Consider the following 20029-nt stretch of genomic DNA (forward strand, 5'->3'; position numbering starts at 1 on the left):
TGTATATTTTAAAAATGACTTCTATAAAGTACGGAATACATTCAAGTATTCGGATAGTAATTAATTAAGAAGCAAATTGCTAGCATTCTCGCTCATGGAATCTACTCGCTTTCCACGGTCGAATGGTGTACCTCCTCGTATTAGGTAATGTGCCCAATAGAGCCGCTTCCCTCGCTCCGCTCTGTCCAGGGGATTCGATTCATTCTCTTTGAGACTGGAGTCGCTGCCTTCCACTACAACTACAGCATTAAAGTTGTCTAACTTTTATGAACGAAAAGACTTTACTCAAAAAACGACAGCCTTTCAGTGGCTTCTCCCTGCTGTCCTGTGAGGATCCATTCCTAATTTTCCAGAAGCTAATCCGAAAACCAATGAATTCGTTCGTTGGACGTTTTATTATTATTGAATCGTCTTTATTTCATCTGAAATATTTAATGGGGCAGCGGTTTTTAAAATTACTTCTTCTACATCGTACGGCTCCATTACCTCTATTAAAGTGAGACCGTCACGAGATACTTCAATTACCGCCATATCGGTAATAATTAAATCTACACAGCATTTCGCTGTCAATGGCAAGGCACATTGTTCAACGATTTTGGAGTTGCCTCTTTTATCAAGATGGCTCATTAAAACAATTACTTTTTTTGCCTTTTGAGCTAATTCAATTGCACCACCCATACCAGACACAATTTTACCTGGTACGATCCAATTCGCTAAGTCTCCTTTTGTACTAACCTCAAACGCACCTAATATTGTAACGTCCAGTAAGCCGCGCCGTATAATTCCAAATGCGGTAGTGCTATCAAAGTAGGAAGCACCTGGTACAACTGTCATTGGTAAGCCACCAGCATTACATAAGTTCATATCTTCTTTTCCTTTTTCCGGTGCAGGGCCTGTACCTAATACGCCATTTTCAGCATGAAACATAACTTCCATCGCTTCTGGCAAATAGTCCGCCACTAACGTCGGCATTCCGATTCCGAGATTTACAATCATTCCGTTTTTAATTTCTTTGGCAGCTCTTGCTGCTATTTGATGCCGTACACTTACTCCCATGCCCACTTCCAATTCACCCCTTCGCTTAAAATAATTCGATCGATAAACGCACCTGGGGTTACAACGGATTCCGGATCGATTTCCCCCATCGGTACTATTTCATCTACTTCAGCGATTGTGATTTTTCCCGCCATCGCTGTTAAAGGATTTGTATTGCGCGCACTTTTATCAAAAATAAGATTTCCAAACGAATCCGCCTGCTTCGCATACACAATCGAAACGTCAGCAGTTAGTGCCTCCTCTAATAAAAACGATTGTTCTTTTATTTGTACAACTTGCTTTCCCTTTGCTACTAAACCATCCATTCCGATATCGACAAGAATGCCACCTAGGCCAACTCCACCAGCTCTTATTTTTTCTACAAGTGTACCTTGGGGATAAAAAACGACTTCCATATCTCCTTCATGCATGCGTTTCCCAGCAGTAGGATTAGAACCTATATGAGATGCAATTAGTTTTTTTACATTTCCATTCGTGACGAGCCTTCCGACACCGACATTAGGAAAGCCTGCGTCGTTTGCTATAACTGTTAAACATTTTATATTTTTGTCGAGTATTGCTTGTATCAAGGTAGGTGGGTTTCCGATTCCACCAAATCCGCCGACCATCACTGTCATACCACTTTCCAAACCATTCAGTGCTTCTTTTACAGAACAGATTTTATTCATTGCACCCCCGCCTTCCCGCTCATATTTAAATGCCCCTGTTTTATTAGGAAAACCTCAACTTCCATTAATGTCTTACTTAACCGTGCAATTAGTTCATCTATCTCTACCGTTTGAATGGTGAGTGGAGGAGCAATAATTATTGCGGCACCACTTAACCCGTCTAGCCCCGCTGCAGCTGGATATACGAGTAATTCATTTTCAAATGCGGTTCGCACAACTAAGTCGGTAAGCTGAACATTTTGAGAAAAGGTCTCTTTCGTTAATTTGTTTGCTACAAATTCAACACCAACGAATAACCCTTTACCACGTACATCTCCAATAATATTTGAAGTATTGGCAAGTTCTTTTAATCTATCGAGCAAATACTGCCCTATTTCTTCTGATCTTTTTACTAAATTATGCTTTTCTATATATTCCAATACTGCCAATGATACGGCAGCCGACTGAGGGTTTGCACTGAACGTATGTCCACTCATAATTGATTTTGATCCTTCCAAAATCGGTGCCATTACTTGGTCACTAACGAGTACAGCCGCCATCGGCGTGTAGCCAGCAGTCATTCCTTTCCCCATAGCAATCAAATCTGGAACAACCGGATTCCAATGTTCGATTGCAAACATCTTTCCAGTCCGACCGATACCAGTCATTACTTCATCGGCAATGAACAAAATATCATTTCGCTTACATACGTCCTTCATTAAATGAAAGTAGCGATCTGAAGGGGTTAAAGCTGCGCCTGCAGCACCGACAATCGGTTCAGCTATAAATGCGGCAATGTGGTCTTTTCCTAATCGATAAATTGCTCGCTCCAATTCTTCAGCGTAATACACATCAACATCTAAATCGCTTACATTCGTTGGAGGTCTGTACGCATAAGGAGCGGACAAAGTAGGGTAAGGTTCAAGTATTGAGGAAAAACGTTCCCGTCTCCCTAGATGCCCGGACATGGATAAAGCACCATTCGTTATTCCATGGTAGCTCATCCATCGAGAAATAATTTTATTTTTCATTGGCATTCCTTTTTCCTGCCAATATTGAATAGAAATTTTCATAGCTGTCTCAGTAGCTTCTGATCCGCTATTTACAAAGAAAGACCAATTCAAATCACCTGGTGCCAATTCACTAAGCTTCTTCGCTAAAGCTTCTGCAGGTTCATTTGTAAACTGTGATCGATAAACAAATGATACACGTTCTGCCTGCTCTTTCATCACTTGAATAATCTCAGTCACGCCGTGTCCAATACTAGCCGTAACGGCTCCAGATGAACCGTCTAAATACTTTTTTCCTTCCTTATCATAAAGATAGATTCCTTTTCCATGAGTAGCTACACGGTATTCTTCATCCAATATGGGCTTTATTAAATGGGTACGATGCATTTTATCACCTCTTGTCAAAGTAAAAACATCAACATAACTTAGCCAGTTTCTAGTACAGTAAGCTTGCTGCGATTAATCAAATTATAAACAATCTATATCAGCTATCCATTCGACCTCGGAATAGAATTTTCTGACCATTCATTGTACACTGTGTATAATATTACCTATATTAATAGAGGAGATGGGGATGAATGGCACTCAGCATATATGAGGCACTGCAATTGCCAGTAATGAAAAATACGAAGCTCGTTGCTGGTCACGAAGGCCTTGCAAACAATATTAAGTGGGTAACGATCGTTGAAGTAGTAGAAGATACACGCCGCTTGCAGGAAGGCGAATTTCTTATTACTACTGCATTCGGACTTGATAAAAATGAGGCACAAATTAAAGAGTTTCATAAACTGCTAACTTCGAATAAATTATCAGGAATTGCTATATATACGAGCTTCTATATGAAAGAAATCCCTCAAAGCTTTATTTCTGCTGCAAATGAAAGTGGTCTACCTTTAATTGAAATCCCTACTGATATTAACTTTTCAGTTATAACGAAAGCACTTCTGGAGCAAATTGTACATAACCAAATGCATATGTTAGAGTTTTCAGCGACCATTCATCGACAGCTGACGAAGCTAGTCTTGAACAACCGAGGTCCTACTGAAATTACAAATACACTCGCTAAACTAACCAATTCCACAACTATCATCTTCAATGATTTTTATGAAATCATACATCACCATAGAAATGAAGACACGATCACACTCGGTCACCAGGCAACAATACACATCCATGATAAACAATTGAATTTAAAGGCTCATTTATTGGAGTGCATGAAGCAGGAAGCGACCATTCATAAAGCGATTGATCCTTATAAAATAACAATATGTCCAATTATTGCAAAGCAAGCTTGCTATGGCTGGGTTGTAATTATTAAGCCGATTGAAAAGTGGAAAGAGCTAGACGAAATTGCAGTAGGTCATGCTGCAACAATTTATGCGATTGAATCGTTAAAAAAACAAGCAGTTGAGGAGACTAAAATACGTCTACAAGGGGACTTTTTAGAGGATATTTTTAACGAAAACTATTCCGAAAACGAAATTGTCATCGAGCAAGCAAAAAAACTAGGATACGATCTAACGGTTCGTCAAACTGTTATTTATTTCACTTTTCAAACAAATGGAATAGAAGCTGAAAAGCAAATCGACCAATTATATTATGTAATAGAGCAATTGTTACAGCAAAAAAACAAGCAACACCTTATCCAATCGAAGCTAGATTCTTTAACACTTCTAACGAATGTTACTGGCGATTCAACTACAGAGATGCGGAAAAGCTGTTTTCAATTAGCAGAAGAAATTAATGACCAGTGGAAGTATTTCTTTCCAAAACAGCCATTAGCTATTGGAATCGGTCGACATTATGATTCGATAGATATGCTTGCAAAATGTGCGAGAGAAGCACACGATGCAGTAAAGCTATCCAATTTACTTCATAAGCAAGGGAATATTTATTTATATGAAGACTTAGGTATGTATGACTTGCTTCTGGAAATGAACCGTTCTGGCATTGAGTTACGTACGATATATGAAGATTGCCTTCAAAACATTGTACCGACACACGATCAGAGCATTGATCTAATTGAAACATTATATGTATATTTAAAAAATAACCAAAGCATTCAAATGGCTGCCGATGAATTATTTATTCACCGCCATACGCTGCGATACCGGCTCAATCAAATCGAAAAAAGAACCGGACTGAATATAAAAGTTGCCGATGACCGGTTAAGGCTACAAATGGCTGTGATGGCATACAAATTAGTCGAGGCTATGGAGCATGCGACACTCTAATTTGCTTAACCTGTTTCTTTCTATTTATTTACCCGAATTAAAATATGGCGTAATTTTCGTCCGCCTTATTTTAATTCGGCAATGAAAAAAACCCTTCACATGTACGCCCTTGTATACATGAAGGATTTCTTTTACTGCCTCATTTAAATAAGAATTCTGAAAGTAATATTATAATACTTTACTTAAAAACTCTTTCGTTCGCTCCTCCTGTGCATCCTCAAAAATTTGTTCAGGAGAGCCGATCTCTACAACAGAGCCTTGATCTAAATAAACGACCCAATCCGCTACCTCGCGGGCAAACCCCATCTCATGTGTTACGACAACCATAGTCATGCCTTCTCGTGCAAGCGCTTTCATCACTTCAAGCACTTCTCCTACAAGCTCTGGATCAAGTCCGGATGTCGGCTCATCAAATAACATAATTTGTGGTTTCATTGCGAGAGCACGTGCAATCGCTACTCGTTGTTGCTGCCCTCCTGATAAGGTTCGTGGATACACATCTGCCTTATCAGCTAAGCCTACTTTACCTAGCAGTTCTTTGCCAATTTTAATTGCTTCTTCTTTTTTCATTTTTTTCACATAAACGGGAGCTTCTATAATATTTTCAATAACGGTCATATGTGGGAATAAATTGAAATGCTGAAACACCATACCAGTACGAGCGCGTACTTTATTTAAGTCATCCTTTTTCGGATCAACCTCTTTCCCTTCTAAATGAATCGTCCCACTTTCTTTCACTTCCAAGAAATTCAAGCACCGCAGGAGTGTACTTTTACCAGATCCGCTCGCACCAATCAGCACGACAACTTCACTTTCTCTCACTTCTAAATCGACATCTTTTAAAACATGCAAGGAACCAAAGCTTTTGTTTAATTGGTTTACTTTAATTGCTATATTTTTATCACTCATGTACTTAATCCCCTTTCACTTCTAGATAATCGATGTTCAATTCTGTTTACGATAAAGGATAAGATAAGTACGAGCAATAAGTAATAAATCCCTACAATAATATATGATTCCATCGCAAGCCCAGTCGCCGACTGAATTCGTTGAGCACGGTTAAATAAATCTTGAAATCCGATGAAAGCAACGAGAGAAGAATCTTTCAAGGCAATAATAAATTGGTTACCCAATGGAGGTATGGCACGTCTTAATGCTTGAGGTAAGACAATTCTACGCATAGACAGTCTATAGGACATACCTAAACTTCTAGCAGCCTCTGCCTGCCCTTTATCAATCGATTGAATCGAGCCACGAAATATTTCAGCTATATATGCTCCGTTATGTACGCCAAGTGCAATGCCCCCCGATAAAAAACGACCCAAATCTACAAAATGAACGAGGCCAAAATAGAGTATAAATATTTGTACGACGAGCGGCGTACCGCGAATAATTGTAATATATAAATCTGCAATTATATTTAATAGCTTAAACTTTGATACTTTCAAAAAGGCAAAGAATAATCCAATCACTAGCCCTATAATGAGCCCGAGCACCGTAATTTTAACGGTAGCTATTATTGCATCCTTATAACCGGGCATTGTTTCTATAAACAGCTCCCAAAAGGTCATTATCATTCCTCCTAATACATTGAAGTTAGCCTTTTTCCTTGATTTTAACTTCTTATAAACAGTCTGTGCGCACGTAAGTTGTGCGCACGTCATTAAATTTTATTCTAAAATATTCTCTCCAAACCATTTGTTGCTTATTTCTTCATACGTTCCATTATTAATTAATTCGTCTAAGGCACGATTAATCTCATCAAGCAACGGCTGATTTCCTTTTCTTACTGCTGCACCAATTTTTTCTTCAAGTATTAGATCACCGACAGGCTTAATGTCTAAGTTATTTTCATCAATTTGTACTAAACCGACAATTTTATCGGTTAACACCATATGCAGTCTGTCTGTACCCGCTGATAAATCTTGCAAGGCTACCGTATCGGATTGATAAGTAGATAAATAGTCTTCCGTTATGTGTTCTAATACCGTATCTTCATAAACACTATTACCAATTACACCGACTTGCTTTCCTTCCAAATCATCCCATGTTTCGATGTCGTCTGTATCCTTATGCACATAAAACAACGGTCCGGATGTATAATAAGGTCTGGAAAAATCCACCACCTCTGCTCTTTCATCTGTAATGGTCAAACTCCCTAAAATAACATCTATGCGATCTGTGTTAACTTCTTCCAGCAGCGCGCCGAAGTCTTGTGTAAACACCGGATTCGGTTCAAGTCCCATTTCTTCGGCTAAAGCATTGCCTAGATCTACTTCAAAGCCTGTTTCATTTCCGTCTAAATCCTCATAGTTAAATGGTTTATATAACCCACTTGAACCAAATGTTAACTTCCCTTCTTCAATAGTAGTAAATGAATCACTTTCCTCTTCTTCTTCTGAAGCTCCTTCTTCTTCACTTACAGCTTCTTCCTTTTCCGGTTCAGCAGTTGCATCTTCTGTTTCTCCTGAGTCACCACATGCGGCAAGCAAACCAATTAGTAAAATACCTAATAATATACTTAAATAATACTTCTTCATTTTTCCCTCTCCTTTTTATAAAAATAGTTGTTTTTGTTTGTTTTGTCTTTAAAATTGTACCCCTTCTTAAAATGACGTGATGTATATCATTAAGAAGTTATCTAATCGTATCAAGTAAATGGTAGCGATTTCATTATCCAATAATCTTAATAATTTGAATATTTTTTGTACAAAGTGTACATCGTAATTTAATTTCTTAGATTGTTCAAACACTGTATAAATCACTTATTAACAATAATTTGTAGCTTGACACGATAGAACGTTAAGCTTTTCTTTACTGTACCTTTTATTATAGCAACCTAGTGATAGCGCTTTCATTATACGATGCGGTCAAAATGGGCTTTAAATAGTTATACGACCCGTATATGTAAATATAAAATGCAAGATGCCTTCGGGGGGGTGGGAGCACTGAAAGATTAGAGCATCTCAACGTTCTAACTTTCTTCATGTATATTACTACTCATATAGTATATTTAGGCAGTAATCTTAGCCAATTTATTCTGCTTCATTTTTGAGTTATACAAACTTTATAACTCCGTTACTTTCACTTCAGGCGGACGCTTTCCTCGGGCATTGCTTGAACCTCCTCGCTCGCAAAGAGCGCTCATTCTGGGGTCTCCAGACGCATGCTTTCCCATTAACGAGGCTGCTGATCAACGTTCAGACGAGGGATATCCCAAAGCGGCTAAGACTTTAGTTTCAATGTTTTCTCACAATCATTCCTTATACTGCAGTAAATTGATGTATGCTGTAAAAGAGCACCGTTTACTTACAACCAATTATAACACAAGCCTTTATCAATACGAACCGTTACTTTGAAACTAGCAAATAGGTCCACATATTTGTCAGTCTTATTTAAAGTAATAAAACTCCCTTTATAATCATACATTTACATTTTTTCCTACTTAGCCAAGTACATATACACGTTACATATAAAAACGAGCAGCTGCTATGTAAAGTGAGCTGATCGTTTTATATGTCTCCGGAAATATTCAAATGTAGCTATTTTAAAATGGGAGGATCTCCTTTAACAGATGAATTCATGCAAAAACGCAAAAACATATCTTTATAAGAATCTATTAACAACCTATTTTTATTCTATCCGACAACCTTTGCAATGTTCCTCTAATGCTCATCGCTGCCAAGTAACTTGTTTTTGGATTTTCAGGGAGCGGATTGTTCGTCACTGTAAAGGTTGCATTTCCAAACGCCCCATTCATTTCAATCGTGTGGATGTTATTTTCTATCATCGGATCCGCAATGATCGTTACATTCGTTTTGTCCATACCAAGCCCAGCAAGTGCTAACACAATTGAAACATTTATATTTTTAGGAAATTGCTTAATCGCGTCCGATGCCTTTCCTTCGAAAACAACCTTAGAGCTCTCAACCGGCTCACGTACTAACGTATGGGCTGGCTTTCTTGTCGTTAAAGATACCTCTGAAATTGCTTCAGAGATATAGGCATTTTGCAAAAGATCCAGTCCTCCGATTGCTCCGGATGGCAAGTATATATAGCGATTATTTTGTTCTGCGAGTGTGTGCAATCGTTGCAAAAATAGGTGATCCGATAAAACACCTATGCTTATTAGTACAACATCCTTTTTTTCTACTACTTTTGGCAACAACGACTGAGCAGCTTCAATATTTGCTGCTTCAACGATAATATCAACATCAGCATGTAGAAATTCTGTTAATTCTGTATATAAATTTACACCATATGTATTTTCTAAATGCTTATATTTATCAATGTCTCGTACGTATACGCTCGTAACCTTAATATTAGACTGCTTTTCAACTGATAAATTTTCCATTAAATACGTCGCAATCGCACCAGCACCAATTATACCAACTTTCATACTTTCGACCTCCTCGCTTCATCTATTATCTACTATATTATAACAACTTTCAAAAACAATCCTTTTACAGGTTGAGTCACGTATTTCTCGGTGGATATTTAGAACCTTGACTCTTAACGAAATTGAGTGAATCGAGTACTTTAGAGAATGTCCAAGAAAATCTTGTTTTTCAAGCAATCTAAAGAAGTATCTTTTAAAATTAGTTGAGGCGTTACCTGCGGAAAGCGAAGTGTACCCGGATGGAACACAGCAGACTCAATCTCGCTTTAAATCTTTAAATAAAATGCTGTTCTTTTGTGATTTTTTAAAAATGACAATTATGAAATTGACTCATTAATGTGTGTAAATCAATTGGCTCTCCAACACGAGTAAATGGAAGTGCGTGAGTCCAGCATGAGGAAAAAAATCGGTAAGAATCTATCGTGTTAGATGTTGATTTTGTTAGAAATTTTCTTTCATCGTCTCATCGAATTGATAGACTGCTTTTTTCGATCCTCCGTTTTACAACTTTCTAAATAAATTTCGGATATTGTTAATTCAAAAGATAGGTAGAGCTCCTCATACAACTTCCTATGGCTAAAGCAAAATGACCTAGATAAGTAAATCATATTATTGCCAAATAAAGTAGCCTTTACAAGACTAGCAAATGCTGTTATAGATTCTCTGTTTTAAAAGTTTTACAATCATTAAATTTAAAGTGAATATGTGCTACACCCTGTACATAACATATAGTGAACAACTGTTAAGGAGCTTAACTACTATACTTCTTATTATATCACACTATTACTTTACTTTATGAAAGTGGTGCATAACGAGTTAATGAAGTACTATTTTCTAACTTCCAACCATAGAATTGGAGTGTTAAATAATGACGAAACAGCCTGTTTTACATATCGAACAGTTAAAAACATACTTTTATTTAGACGATAAGAAGACTGCCAAAGCCGTTGATGACGTTTCCTTTTCGATTTATCCAGGTGAAACAGTTGCGTTAGTAGGTGAATCCGGAAGTGGCAAGAGCATGACCGCTCTTTCGATCATGCAATTAGTTAACAAACCTGGAAAGATTGTAGACGGAAAGATTTATTTGCACGATAAAAACTTACTAACAATTAATCACAAACAAATAGCAACGATCCGTGGGAATGAAATATCAATGATTTTCCAAGAACCAATGACCGCGCTCAATCCTGTATTTACAATTGGAAGTCAAATTACTGAAATTTTACGTAAGCATAAAAAGCTATCAAAAAAAGCTGCACACGATAAAGCTGTCGACTTATTAAATATGGTTGGCATTCCTCGTGCAAGTGCCGTAATGAAGGAGTATCCTCATCAATTGTCTGGCGGAATGAGGCAGCGGGTTATGATTGCGATGGCTATTTCATGTGAACCGAAGCTATTAGTAGCTGACGAGCCTACGACAGCATTGGATGTCACTATTCAAGCGCAAATCCTTGAGCTGATTGCCCAATTAAAGAAGCGGTTTAATATGGGACTATTACTAATTACGCATGATTTAGGGGTCGTTTCTGAATACGCTGACCGCGTAATGGTTATGTACGGTGGACAAATCGTTGAGCATACAACAACAGATCAACTATTACACAATACGAAGCACCCGTATTCCAAAGGATTATTAACGAGCTTACCCCACCTTGAAAAAGAAGTAGATCGTCTCGGGTCAATAAAAGGTACTGTTCCCCCTGCGTACCAATTTCCAAAAGGCTGTCGCTTCTCAACGCGCTGTCCATACGTTATGGATGCGTGTAAGAAATTGAATCCTCCCTTGAAACAGATAAAAGATGACCACTTCGTTCGCTGCTATTTATATGAGGATGAGGAGGAGCTTGTATGAAGTCGTTAAATTCGATTAAAAAGAACAAAGTGGATCACACGTTACATGTACATAATAAATTATTAGAGATTAAAAACGTGAAAAAGTACTTTCCTATTAAAGGTGGTGTTTTAAAGCGAACAGTAGGGCAGTTAAAAGCTGTGGACGATATCTCATTCACTATATTCAAAGGGGAAACGTTAGGTATTGTTGGCGAATCTGGTTCAGGAAAATCAACGTTAGGAAGAACGATTTTGCGACTGACCGACCCTACAGAAGGAAAGATTTTATTTCATGGCATCGATTTAGCCAAACTTAACCAGAACCAAGTTCGACCGTACCGCAAAAATATGCAAATCGTTTTTCAAGATCCTTTTGCATCTTTAAATTCAAAAATGAGTGTTCAACAGTTAGTAGAAGAACCATTAATTGTACAAGGTCGATTACCTAAACACGAGAGAAAAAAGAAAGTATATGACATTATCGAAAAGGTTGGCTTACGTTCTTCAGATGTTCAAAAATATCCACATGAATTTTCAGGTGGGCAACGCCAACGAATTAGTATTGCTAGAGCGCTCGTTATGAAGCCTAATTTCGTAATTTGTGATGAGCCGGTTTCTGCACTTGATGTATCTATCCAATCTCAAGTTTTAAATTTAATGAAGGATTTACAAGATGAATTACAATTAACCTATTTATTCATTGCTCATGATCTTAGTGTTGTTAAACATATTAGTGATCGAGTTGCCGTTATGTACTTAGGGCGGTTTGTTGAGCTTACAACGAAAAAATCATTATATCAAAATCCATTACACCCATATACGCAAGCACTACTCTCTTCTATCCCAACAATACATATACATCCAGGACAAAAAGAAAAACGTGAAAAAATAATTCTAAAAGGCGATTTACCTAGCCCTACAAATCCTCCGTCTGGATGCGCATTCCATACAAGATGTCCTTATGCTTTTAAGAAATGTTTTGAGCAACGACCCCAATTGCAAATGGTGGAAAAGGACCACTACGTTGCATGTCATTTATACAATCCAAAGTAAATGTACCGTGTACATCATATCATCATATTTTATAGGAGGTGATGCGTCCAATATGCAGCTTACGTCAAATGACTCTACATTGTGAAAGACGCTAAAGTACTATGCCACGAAAGTAATAAAATAAGTTTAAAGTTCTCTTAAAAACACACGATCTGTTGCACGCCCATTTCTATTAGTAATGATACGTATTTAATGGAATGAATGGAATTATGAGGCGTAATTCAAACGCCAAACTTTCGCTTGAGGGGGAAATCGAATGATCGATCGAAAGCAACTATTTACTTTATTAACGTTGCTCTTACTGTTTGGAGTACTTCTTTCAGCTTGTTCGAAAAATTCATCGTCTGAAGCTCCAGCTGAAACAGATACAAAAGAAGGCGAGTCTCAAGAACAAGAGGAAGCGGTTGATTCCGGTGAACCGAAGCAAGGAGGAACAATCGTTGGAGCAATGTATTCCGCACCAACAGGGATGTTTAACCCTATTTTTTATGAAGAAGCATACGAAGCAAACATTATTGACTTTGTATTTGAAGGGTTATTTAGTCAGGACAACAGTTTAAATTGGATCCCTAATCTAGCTAAAGAGTGGGATACGAATGATGACCATACCGAATTAACCGTAACATTAGAAGATGGTGTGAAGTGGCATGATGGTGAGGATTTTACTGCTGAGGACGTGGTGTTCACGTATCAAATGATATCTGATCCAGATTATGTAAAGGCTGGTGGAATTCGAACGAACTACGTTACACAATTGCTAGGATATGATGCGTACGTAGCAGGCGAAACAGATGAATTTGAAGGCGTTGTAGCTGAGGACGACCTTACCGTAACGTTTAAATTTGCAGAGCCGAATATTAATCCGGAGTTTTCGGCAAGCTTTCTCATTATTCCGAAGCACGTATATGAAGATGTCCCTGTTGCAGAAATGCCAGAATTTGAAGCATCGCTTCAGCCGGGTAAAGTAATCGGTACAGGGCCATTTAAATTTACCGATATGATTGAAAGAGAACAGTACGTACTAGAACGCAATGATGACTATTGGAAGGCACAGCCTTACCTAGATAAAATTGTATGGAAGGTCGTTGAACAATCTGTAATGACCGGATTACTGGAAAACGGAGAAATTGACTTTGTTGCTGAGCCAGGAGGAATTGCTCCACCTGATTATGAAATTGTTGACGGCTATGACCATATAAATATTATTGAGCAAGCTGATTTTGGCTATCAATTATTAGGATTTAAGCATAACCATCGCACAGCAGAAGATGTAGAGTCTGGTGAACTAAATCCAGATAATTGGAACCCTAACAAGAAAATACCTAAAGAAGTTCGGCAGGCGATCGCTTGGGCTATTGATCGTCAAGCACTCATTGGAACAGGCCCTGGGCAAGGCTTACTTCATGGAAAAGGACAAATTATTAACTCACCAATCGCTGTACAATTTTGGGCGCACGATAAAAATGCTGCCGTAGATTACAATTATAATCCCGACAAAGCTGCTGAAATTCTTGATGAAGCTGGCTATAAAATGGGAAATGATGGGTTCCGAACAGACCCAGATGGCAATGAGTGGGTTATAAATATGGACTATCCAACTGGGAATGAACTGCGTGAACGCTCCGCTCCAATTATAAAAAAATATTTAGAAGATGTTGGAATTAAAGTTAACTTACGACAGCCTAAGGAAATGTCTGCATACGTAGAAGGCTTAACAAATGATAATACCGACTGGGATTTATATTTATTAGGCTGGTCTCTCGGAAGCGGTGATCCAGATCCATTAGGCTTATGGGGGATTAAAGATGCATACAATTTCTCGCGCTGGAATAACGAAGAATCCCAAGCAATGCTTGAAAATGCTTTAAAAGCACCAGAGGCATTTGATCAGGATTATAGAAAAAAGATTTATTCCGAATGGACACATTTGTTCTCTGATGATTTACCAGCACTTATTTTGTACGCACAAAACAATCTATGGGCACATCATGTCGATATTAATGGAATCGATCCACGCCCTTACACAATGTATGCAAACACACACTTATGGTGGCTGGACCGCGAATAATTTATGAATAAAAGAGAGACTGAGACATATAGCGTTTATATTTATATGTACATTCCTTTAGCGCAATTGACGTAAAGGATATGAAAAAAGCGAAACAACTTCTGCCGTTTCCTTTCGCTAATCACCTTTGTCTCAGTCTCCTCCTACATGGAGGGCTGACTATGTATAAATACATTATAAGAAGAATCATCTTATTCATACCAATGCTGCTGGCGTTATCTATCGTTGTTTTTGGACTAGCAAAAGCTGCGCCGGGTGATCCATTTACTGGTAAAATTCTCGACCCTAATGTGGAACCAGAAGTATATGAACAACAAAGAGAAGAACTGGGGTTTAATGATCCTATTCCCATACAGTATTTAAATTGGGCTGCCTCCTATTTAAAAGGAGATTTTGGGGAATCGATTGTCTTTAATGGCCGATCCGTACAAAGTCTAATAGTAGAACGTTTTTCCAATACATTATATTTGGGTATGTTTGCGCTATTCATCACGTTAATCGTTGCCATTCCAATTGGCATATTCTCTGCCCGTAACCCGTATTCATTTTTAGATTATACAGCGACGACTTTTGGCTTTATGGGGTTAGCTATTCCAAATTTCTTTTTTGGACTTGTTGTAATCTATCTGTTTTCCATTAATCTCGGATGGTTTCCTGCCCAAGGAACAGTATCAAGCACAGATGTTTCTGGCTTAAAGGAGATTTTCGATCGAATTCATCATCTTATATTGCCTGGTATTACGTTAGGTTTAGCAGGAACAGCAACCTATATGCGTTACATGCGCTCAGAAGTACTCGATGTTTTGGAAAGTGATTATATTCGAACAGCAAAAGCAAAAGGTATGACCGAAAAAAGCGTTTTATATAAGCATACATTGAGAAATGCCTTAATTCCTATAATTACACTAATGGGTTTTGAGCTAGGTGCTGTACTTGGAGGCGCTATTATAACAGAACAAGTATTTAACTTCCCTGGTATTGGCTCCTTATTTATCGGTTCTGTAGTTAACCGGGATTATCCGGTTGTAATGGCAATTTCACTATTTTTGGGGATTGCAATTTTGGTCGGAAATTTATTGGCAGATATATTTTACAGTATTGTTGACCCAAGAATACGTTATGATTGAGGGGTGTTCGTTTGCATGCAAACGAAAAATTATGATCCAGCCGTTGAATTAGAACCTTCAACAGAACATAAAAGTCCGTTTCAACTAGCGGTAAAGCGCTTTTTAAAAAACAAATTAGCGATAATGGGTGTTATTATACTCATTATTATTTCTCTAACAGCAATTTTTGCTCCTTTAATTACAAATCATGATCCGACAAAAGGGGATTTATTGTTTGTGGAACAGTCTCCTACTAGTGAGCATCTTCTCGGAACCGATGCTTCAGGAAGGGACAACTTCGCTCGTTTACTTTATGGCGGCAGAGTATCTTTAACGATCGGTGTTAGTGCGATGTTGTTTACAGTTGCTATCGGTGTTGTTTTAGGTTCATTAAGTGGGTATTATGGTCGCTTCATCGATAGCTTTATTATGCGCTTAACCGATTTAGTGTTAGCTTTACCATTTATAGTTTTAGCATTAACGATTATTGCCATCGTTGACGAAATTACAATCTCGATATTTGTTACAATTATCGCGTTAACAACTTGGCCTACGTTAACACGGATTATTCGAGCAACATTTTTATCATTAAAAGAACAAGAATTCGTTCTAGGGGCGCGTGCGATTGGAACGCGAGACTTTCGAATTATATTCAAACATTTCCTTCCCAATGCCATTGGTCCGATTATCGTAAATGCTACCTTATTAATGGCAACAATGATTATTGCCGAATCCGCTCTAAGCTTTATCGGAATGGGAATTCCTCAACCAACACCTACGTGGGGAAATATGATATCTGAAGCGCAAAACATTCGTATACTTCGGTATCATCCTGAGGCATGGATTCCACCTGGTCTCTGCATCTTAATAACGGTTCTCGCCATTAACTTTATAGGAGATGGGCTACGTGATGCATTCGATCCAAAAAGCAACCGAAGATAAATAGCGTAAATATTTATCTTCTTTCCTATAATAATTTTCTAAATCACATGTTGGATTGAGTACGTATAGCTCACTCCAACATTGTTTTGTTCTTTGTCTTTTTTATGTTGTTTAGGTAATAAATTTGTTTCGCTTTTTTAAATGCTAAAAGTGCAAATACCACTATAAATAACGTAAGTGAGTCAATTTCATAATTGCCATTTTTAAAAAATCACAAAAGAACAGAATTTTAAAATCCACTTAAAAACTTAAAGCTAGATTGGTGTCTGCTGTGTTCCACCCGGAACCACTCCGCTTTCCGCAGACAACGCCTCAACTAATTTTAAAAGGTTGCCCCAAAACTTTTAAAATGGATTTTCGGCTGGATTGAGGCAAGTATTTGTCGGTGTTATTTTAAGAAGTTAAAAAACCTCTCTTTGTATTCGTTAATTTTAGTATTGATTCCTACCGACCGCAGTAGATATACACTACGCTTTCCGTGCCCGCGGAAAGCATCCACCTGCAGTGAATATCAACGGTGTTATTCATGTGTATATCGTTCGAAGTAAAATTGATCACATATTATCTAGTTAGATTCGTGCATCTGTTCCCCCACAAACAGTTTACTCATACTTTCGGCTGTTGCTTTTTCTGCAGGAGTCTGCGTGGATCCGGATTCCACACAGACGAGTTGGCGTTGCTATGCAACTAATTTAGATGCATTGTACATTAAGGTGTCTATATCAAAGTGAATTTTTGCTCGATTACCTGCTCTGGAACGAACATTGTTTAATTGAAAGAACTCTTTTAAGATACGCATTAATTCGCTCAACGGCTGTACATCGATTATAAATAATTTCCCAAGCTTTTGATCCCCAAGCTGAAGCTGTATATCTTCGAAGATCTTTGGTTATCTTCACCTTAAATACTTTTTGACAAATGCCTTCAGTAGCCAATGGACAATCGATAAATTCCTTGGGGCTTGTGTATTTCAAGGTCTCGTATTTGGAATCATAGCTATCATTTGGGGAGGTACTTCTTTTTTACGTTTTCAAACCCTTGCCCTGTATCGGATTGGAATTATGAAGTTCATTCAAGTAATAAAATAAACTCCTTGGAAGATTTATTATCTTCAAAGATAACGAACAGAAAGACGAAGAGTAATGTACCTGTTTGGGAAAGATTTGCCGAAGAATTTAGCCATACCTAAATCTGCGCTTTCCAAATCCAATCGCTTTCTACTTAACTGAAATAGTTCTATTTCATTGCGAACCTCCTTAAAACACGATATCCTTTAACTATAATTAGGAGTATAAATAGAGAGATTGGTGAACTACATGCGCCTAGCAATCTTTGATTTTGACGGCACAATATATAAAAAAGAAACATTTAAACTATTAATGAATCATTTAAAGCATCACAAGCTATATCATAAAAAGTTCAAGCAGTTTTATCGAGCCATCCTCCCCCTTTACATTTGTTACAAATTAAAGATCTATCCAGAAAGTAAAATGAAAGAGCGCTCTATGAAGCTATACATGGTCGCTTTGGAAAGCTTATCGGAAGAAGAACTTCATACATATTTTGGAGAGTTAGCCAAAAAAATGTCTAATGATTTTAATGATCGTGTCTTAAACCGTTTAAAACAACATAATGAAGCAGGCGATCACGTTATGCTCGTTTCAGGTGCGTATACACCGTTATTAACAGCTGTTACAAAACAAATGCACCTCCATTTCGATACAATCATCGGTACAGATGTTCCATTGAAAAATGGGAAGTTCGACCAAACTGTGCCGTTTTACCACATTCAAGGAAATCGGAAAACCGAAAAAGTCCAAGAAGCTCTGAAAAACAAGCAAGTCGACTGGGAAAATAGCTTTGCATACGGAGATAGTTATTCCGACCTTTTCGTACTTCAACTCGTCGGAAATCCCGTAGCAGTTCAACCAGATGCTAAGCTATTGGCAATCGCTAATGAAAAGGATTGGGAGATCATTTAATTTGCACTACATTGTACGATGGTAAAGCAGGCATTGTTTTACACTATTATTTAAGTTTTTCAGATTTACAAATAACTTGATTAAGTAAGGTGGATGAGAATGGGGAAACAATCGATCTATTGGACGAGCTACCTTCATAAAAAAACGAATTGGGAGATTTACCTAGCAGCGACAGATTTTGGGTTATGTTATGTAAGTTTGCCAAATGAGCCATTTGAAGCATTCACCAGCTGGATAAATAGACGGTTTAAAAATTACAAGCTAATTAAAACGGAAGAAAAATTTGCAACGAACATTAAGGAGGTAAACAATTATTTAAATGGGGAACGTTTGCACTTCTCCTGGCAGCTTGATCTGAACGGAACAGCTTTTCAGCAATCGGTGTGGAATGCTTTGTTAAATATCCCGTACGGGCAGACAGTCTCCTATTCAGAAATAGCGATTCAAATTGGGAATTCTAAAGCAGTACGAGCAGTTGGTACTGCTATTGGGGCAAATCCTTTACCAATCATTGTCCCCTGTCATCGAGTAGTCGGAAAGGATGGGTCGTTAACCGGCTATCGAGGTGGATTGAACGTTAAAAAAGCATTGCTAGCTATAGAAGGTGTAATGTAACTTTACACACTCATTTAAAAACCGACGTGTTATATATACGTACAAAGGGAACATAATACTAAACAATGAGGAGGTTTTATCTATTAATAGCGAAAAATTCCAAGCTCTAATGGTATCAAATGATAAGGACACGTTTTCTGTAGACATTGCCAATTTAACTTTAGATGATTTACCTGATGGAGAAGTTATCGTCCGAGTGAGCTATTCGAGTGTAAATTATAAGGATGGGCTCGCAACAATTCCTGATGGAAAAATCGTAAAGTCATTTCCTCACATTCCTGGCATAGATCTTGCTGGGGTAGTTGTTCAATCAGAGGATGCGCGATTTAAGCAAGGAGACGAAGTAATCGCTACTAGCTATGAAATTGGCGTTTCTCATTTTGGTGGGTTTAGTGAATACGCACGAATTCCCGGGGCGTGGGTCGTCCCTCTACCAGAAGGGTTATCTCTTAAAGAAGCAATGATTTATGGTACCGCGGGATTTACCGCGGCACTATCGATTCAACGTTTAGAAGATAATGGGATTACCCCAGAAAGTGGCCCTGTTCTTGTTACGGGTGCTACTGGCGGTGTGGGCAGCTTGGCGACTGCCATGCTGGCAAAGCGTGGTTATAACGTAACTGCAAGCACTGGAAAGGATTCGGAACACGCTTATTTAAAAAGCCTTGGCGCAGAAGAAATTATTCAACGCTCTGCTTTACAAACTGACAAAGTAAAGCCGCTAGATAAGCAACGATGGGCAGCAGCCGTTGACCCAGTAGGCGGCTCATCACTCGCATATGTACTTAGCTCAATAAAATATGGCGGTTCAGTTGCTGTAACTGGTTTAACAGGAGGTACAAAGGTTCCAACTAGTGTATTCCCATTTATTCTTAGAGGTATTAATTTATTAGGAATTGACTCTGTATACTGCCCAATGAATGTTCGAGAAAAACTGTGGAGACGAATGGCAACAGACCTCAAGCCGAAGCAGTTAGACTCAATTAGTACCGAAATAGACCTTAACCAATTACCTCACACGCTTTCAGACATTCTAGTGGGAAAAACAAAAGGTAGAATGGTTTTAGCGTTTTAGACT

The 20029-nt window shown here is 38.1% G+C and carries 16 protein-coding genes and 1 pseudogene; 9 read left to right on the forward strand and 8 right to left on the reverse strand.

Annotated features, from left to right (window positions below):
* Positions 1-399: 399 nt before the first annotated feature.
* The 3 genes from ACLIBH_RS05080 to ACLIBH_RS05090 are packed head-to-tail and all read right to left on the reverse strand — an operon-like array spanning position 400 to position 3100.
* The gene (locus ACLIBH_RS05080; protein ID WP_439315611.1) at positions 400-1062 is read right to left on the reverse strand and encodes a 3-oxoacid CoA-transferase subunit B; all 663 of its coding nucleotides are present in this window, start codon (positions 1060-1062) and stop codon (positions 400-402) included.
* On the reverse strand, positions 1047-1724 hold the full coding sequence (locus tag ACLIBH_RS05085; protein WP_439315612.1) for a CoA transferase subunit A: 678 nt from the start codon (positions 1722-1724) through the stop codon (positions 1047-1049). The genes ACLIBH_RS05080 and ACLIBH_RS05085 overlap by 16 nt, the downstream gene beginning before the upstream one ends.
* A complete protein-coding gene (locus ACLIBH_RS05090; RefSeq protein ID WP_439315613.1) occupies positions 1721-3100 on the reverse strand; it encodes an aspartate aminotransferase family protein in 1380 nt (459 codons plus the stop codon). The genes ACLIBH_RS05085 and ACLIBH_RS05090 overlap by 4 nt, the downstream gene beginning before the upstream one ends.
* 191 nt (positions 3101-3291) lie before the next feature.
* Between ACLIBH_RS05090 and ACLIBH_RS05095 the strand changes: the two genes are divergently transcribed.
* The gene (locus ACLIBH_RS05095; protein ID WP_439315614.1) at positions 3292-4947 is read left to right on the forward strand and encodes a PucR family transcriptional regulator; all 1656 of its coding nucleotides are present in this window, start codon (positions 3292-3294) and stop codon (positions 4945-4947) included.
* A 168-nt stretch (positions 4948-5115) separates the two neighbouring features.
* On the opposite strand, the gene ACLIBH_RS05100 is transcribed toward ACLIBH_RS05095, so the two are convergent.
* The 4 genes from ACLIBH_RS05100 to nadX all read right to left on the reverse strand — a co-directional run bounded on the left by ACLIBH_RS05100 (position 5116) and on the right by nadX (position 9346).
* Complete coding sequence (locus tag ACLIBH_RS05100; protein WP_439315615.1) at positions 5116-5856, reverse strand: amino acid ABC transporter ATP-binding protein; 741 nt, start codon at positions 5854-5856, stop codon at positions 5116-5118.
* The gene (locus ACLIBH_RS05105) at positions 5853-6518 is read right to left on the reverse strand and encodes an amino acid ABC transporter permease (RefSeq protein ID WP_439315616.1); all 666 of its coding nucleotides are present in this window, start codon (positions 6516-6518) and stop codon (positions 5853-5855) included. The genes ACLIBH_RS05100 and ACLIBH_RS05105 overlap by 4 nt, the downstream gene beginning before the upstream one ends.
* A gap of 99 nt (positions 6519-6617) precedes the next feature.
* A complete protein-coding gene (locus tag ACLIBH_RS05110; RefSeq protein ID WP_439315617.1) occupies positions 6618-7487 on the reverse strand; it encodes a transporter substrate-binding domain-containing protein in 870 nt (289 codons plus the stop codon).
* A 1079-nt stretch (positions 7488-8566) separates the two neighbouring features.
* Positions 8567-9346 (reverse strand): aspartate dehydrogenase, encoded by a 780-nt coding sequence (gene nadX, locus ACLIBH_RS05115; protein WP_439315618.1) that lies wholly within the window; start codon positions 9344-9346, stop codon positions 8567-8569.
* 868 nt (positions 9347-10214) lie between these two features.
* Between nadX and ACLIBH_RS05120 the strand changes: the two genes are divergently transcribed.
* The 5 genes from ACLIBH_RS05120 to opp4C all read left to right on the forward strand — a co-directional run bounded on the left by ACLIBH_RS05120 (position 10215) and on the right by opp4C (position 16354).
* Positions 10215-11204 (forward strand): ABC transporter ATP-binding protein, encoded by a 990-nt coding sequence (locus ACLIBH_RS05120; protein ID WP_439315619.1) that lies wholly within the window; start codon positions 10215-10217, stop codon positions 11202-11204.
* Positions 11201-12238: an ABC transporter ATP-binding protein gene (locus tag ACLIBH_RS05125; protein WP_439315620.1), complete on the forward strand. Its 1038-nt coding sequence runs from the start codon at positions 11201-11203 to the stop codon at positions 12236-12238. Before ACLIBH_RS05120 ends, ACLIBH_RS05125 begins: the two co-directional genes overlap by 4 nt.
* A gap of 256 nt (positions 12239-12494) precedes the next feature.
* Positions 12495-14306: an ABC transporter substrate-binding protein gene (locus tag ACLIBH_RS05130; RefSeq protein ID WP_439315621.1), complete on the forward strand. Its 1812-nt coding sequence runs from the start codon at positions 12495-12497 to the stop codon at positions 14304-14306.
* Positions 14307-14467: 161 nt separating this feature from the next.
* A complete protein-coding gene (locus ACLIBH_RS05135; RefSeq protein WP_439315622.1) occupies positions 14468-15433 on the forward strand; it encodes an ABC transporter permease in 966 nt (321 codons plus the stop codon).
* A gap of 15 nt (positions 15434-15448) precedes the next feature.
* A complete protein-coding gene (opp4C, locus tag ACLIBH_RS05140; RefSeq protein WP_439315623.1) occupies positions 15449-16354 on the forward strand; it encodes an oligopeptide ABC transporter permease in 906 nt (301 codons plus the stop codon).
* A 679-nt stretch (positions 16355-17033) separates the two neighbouring features.
* Here the strand turns inward: opp4C and ACLIBH_RS05145 are convergent.
* Positions 17034-17355: pseudogene (locus tag ACLIBH_RS05145) on the reverse strand (IS5/IS1182 family transposase); the annotation flags it as partial.
* 306 nt (positions 17356-17661) lie between these two features.
* Between ACLIBH_RS05145 and ACLIBH_RS05150 the strand changes: the two are divergent.
* The 3 genes from ACLIBH_RS05150 to ACLIBH_RS05160 all read left to right on the forward strand — a co-directional run bounded on the left by ACLIBH_RS05150 (position 17662) and on the right by ACLIBH_RS05160 (position 20026).
* A complete protein-coding gene (locus ACLIBH_RS05150) occupies positions 17662-18336 on the forward strand; it encodes an HAD family hydrolase (protein WP_439315664.1) in 675 nt (224 codons plus the stop codon).
* 99 nt (positions 18337-18435) lie between these two features.
* Positions 18436-18951, forward strand: a complete 516-nt coding sequence (locus tag ACLIBH_RS05155) for a methylated-DNA--[protein]-cysteine S-methyltransferase (RefSeq protein ID WP_439315624.1) — start codon at positions 18436-18438, stop codon at positions 18949-18951.
* Positions 18952-19060: 109 nt separating this feature from the next.
* Positions 19061-20026 (forward strand): NADPH:quinone oxidoreductase family protein, encoded by a 966-nt coding sequence (locus ACLIBH_RS05160; protein ID WP_439315625.1) that lies wholly within the window; start codon positions 19061-19063, stop codon positions 20024-20026.
* Positions 20027-20029 lie beyond the last annotated feature (3 nt).

Source organism: Virgibacillus sp. W0430, assembly GCF_051846935.1.
Classification (GTDB): Bacteria; Bacillota; Bacilli; order Bacillales; family Amphibacillaceae; genus JBPYCR01.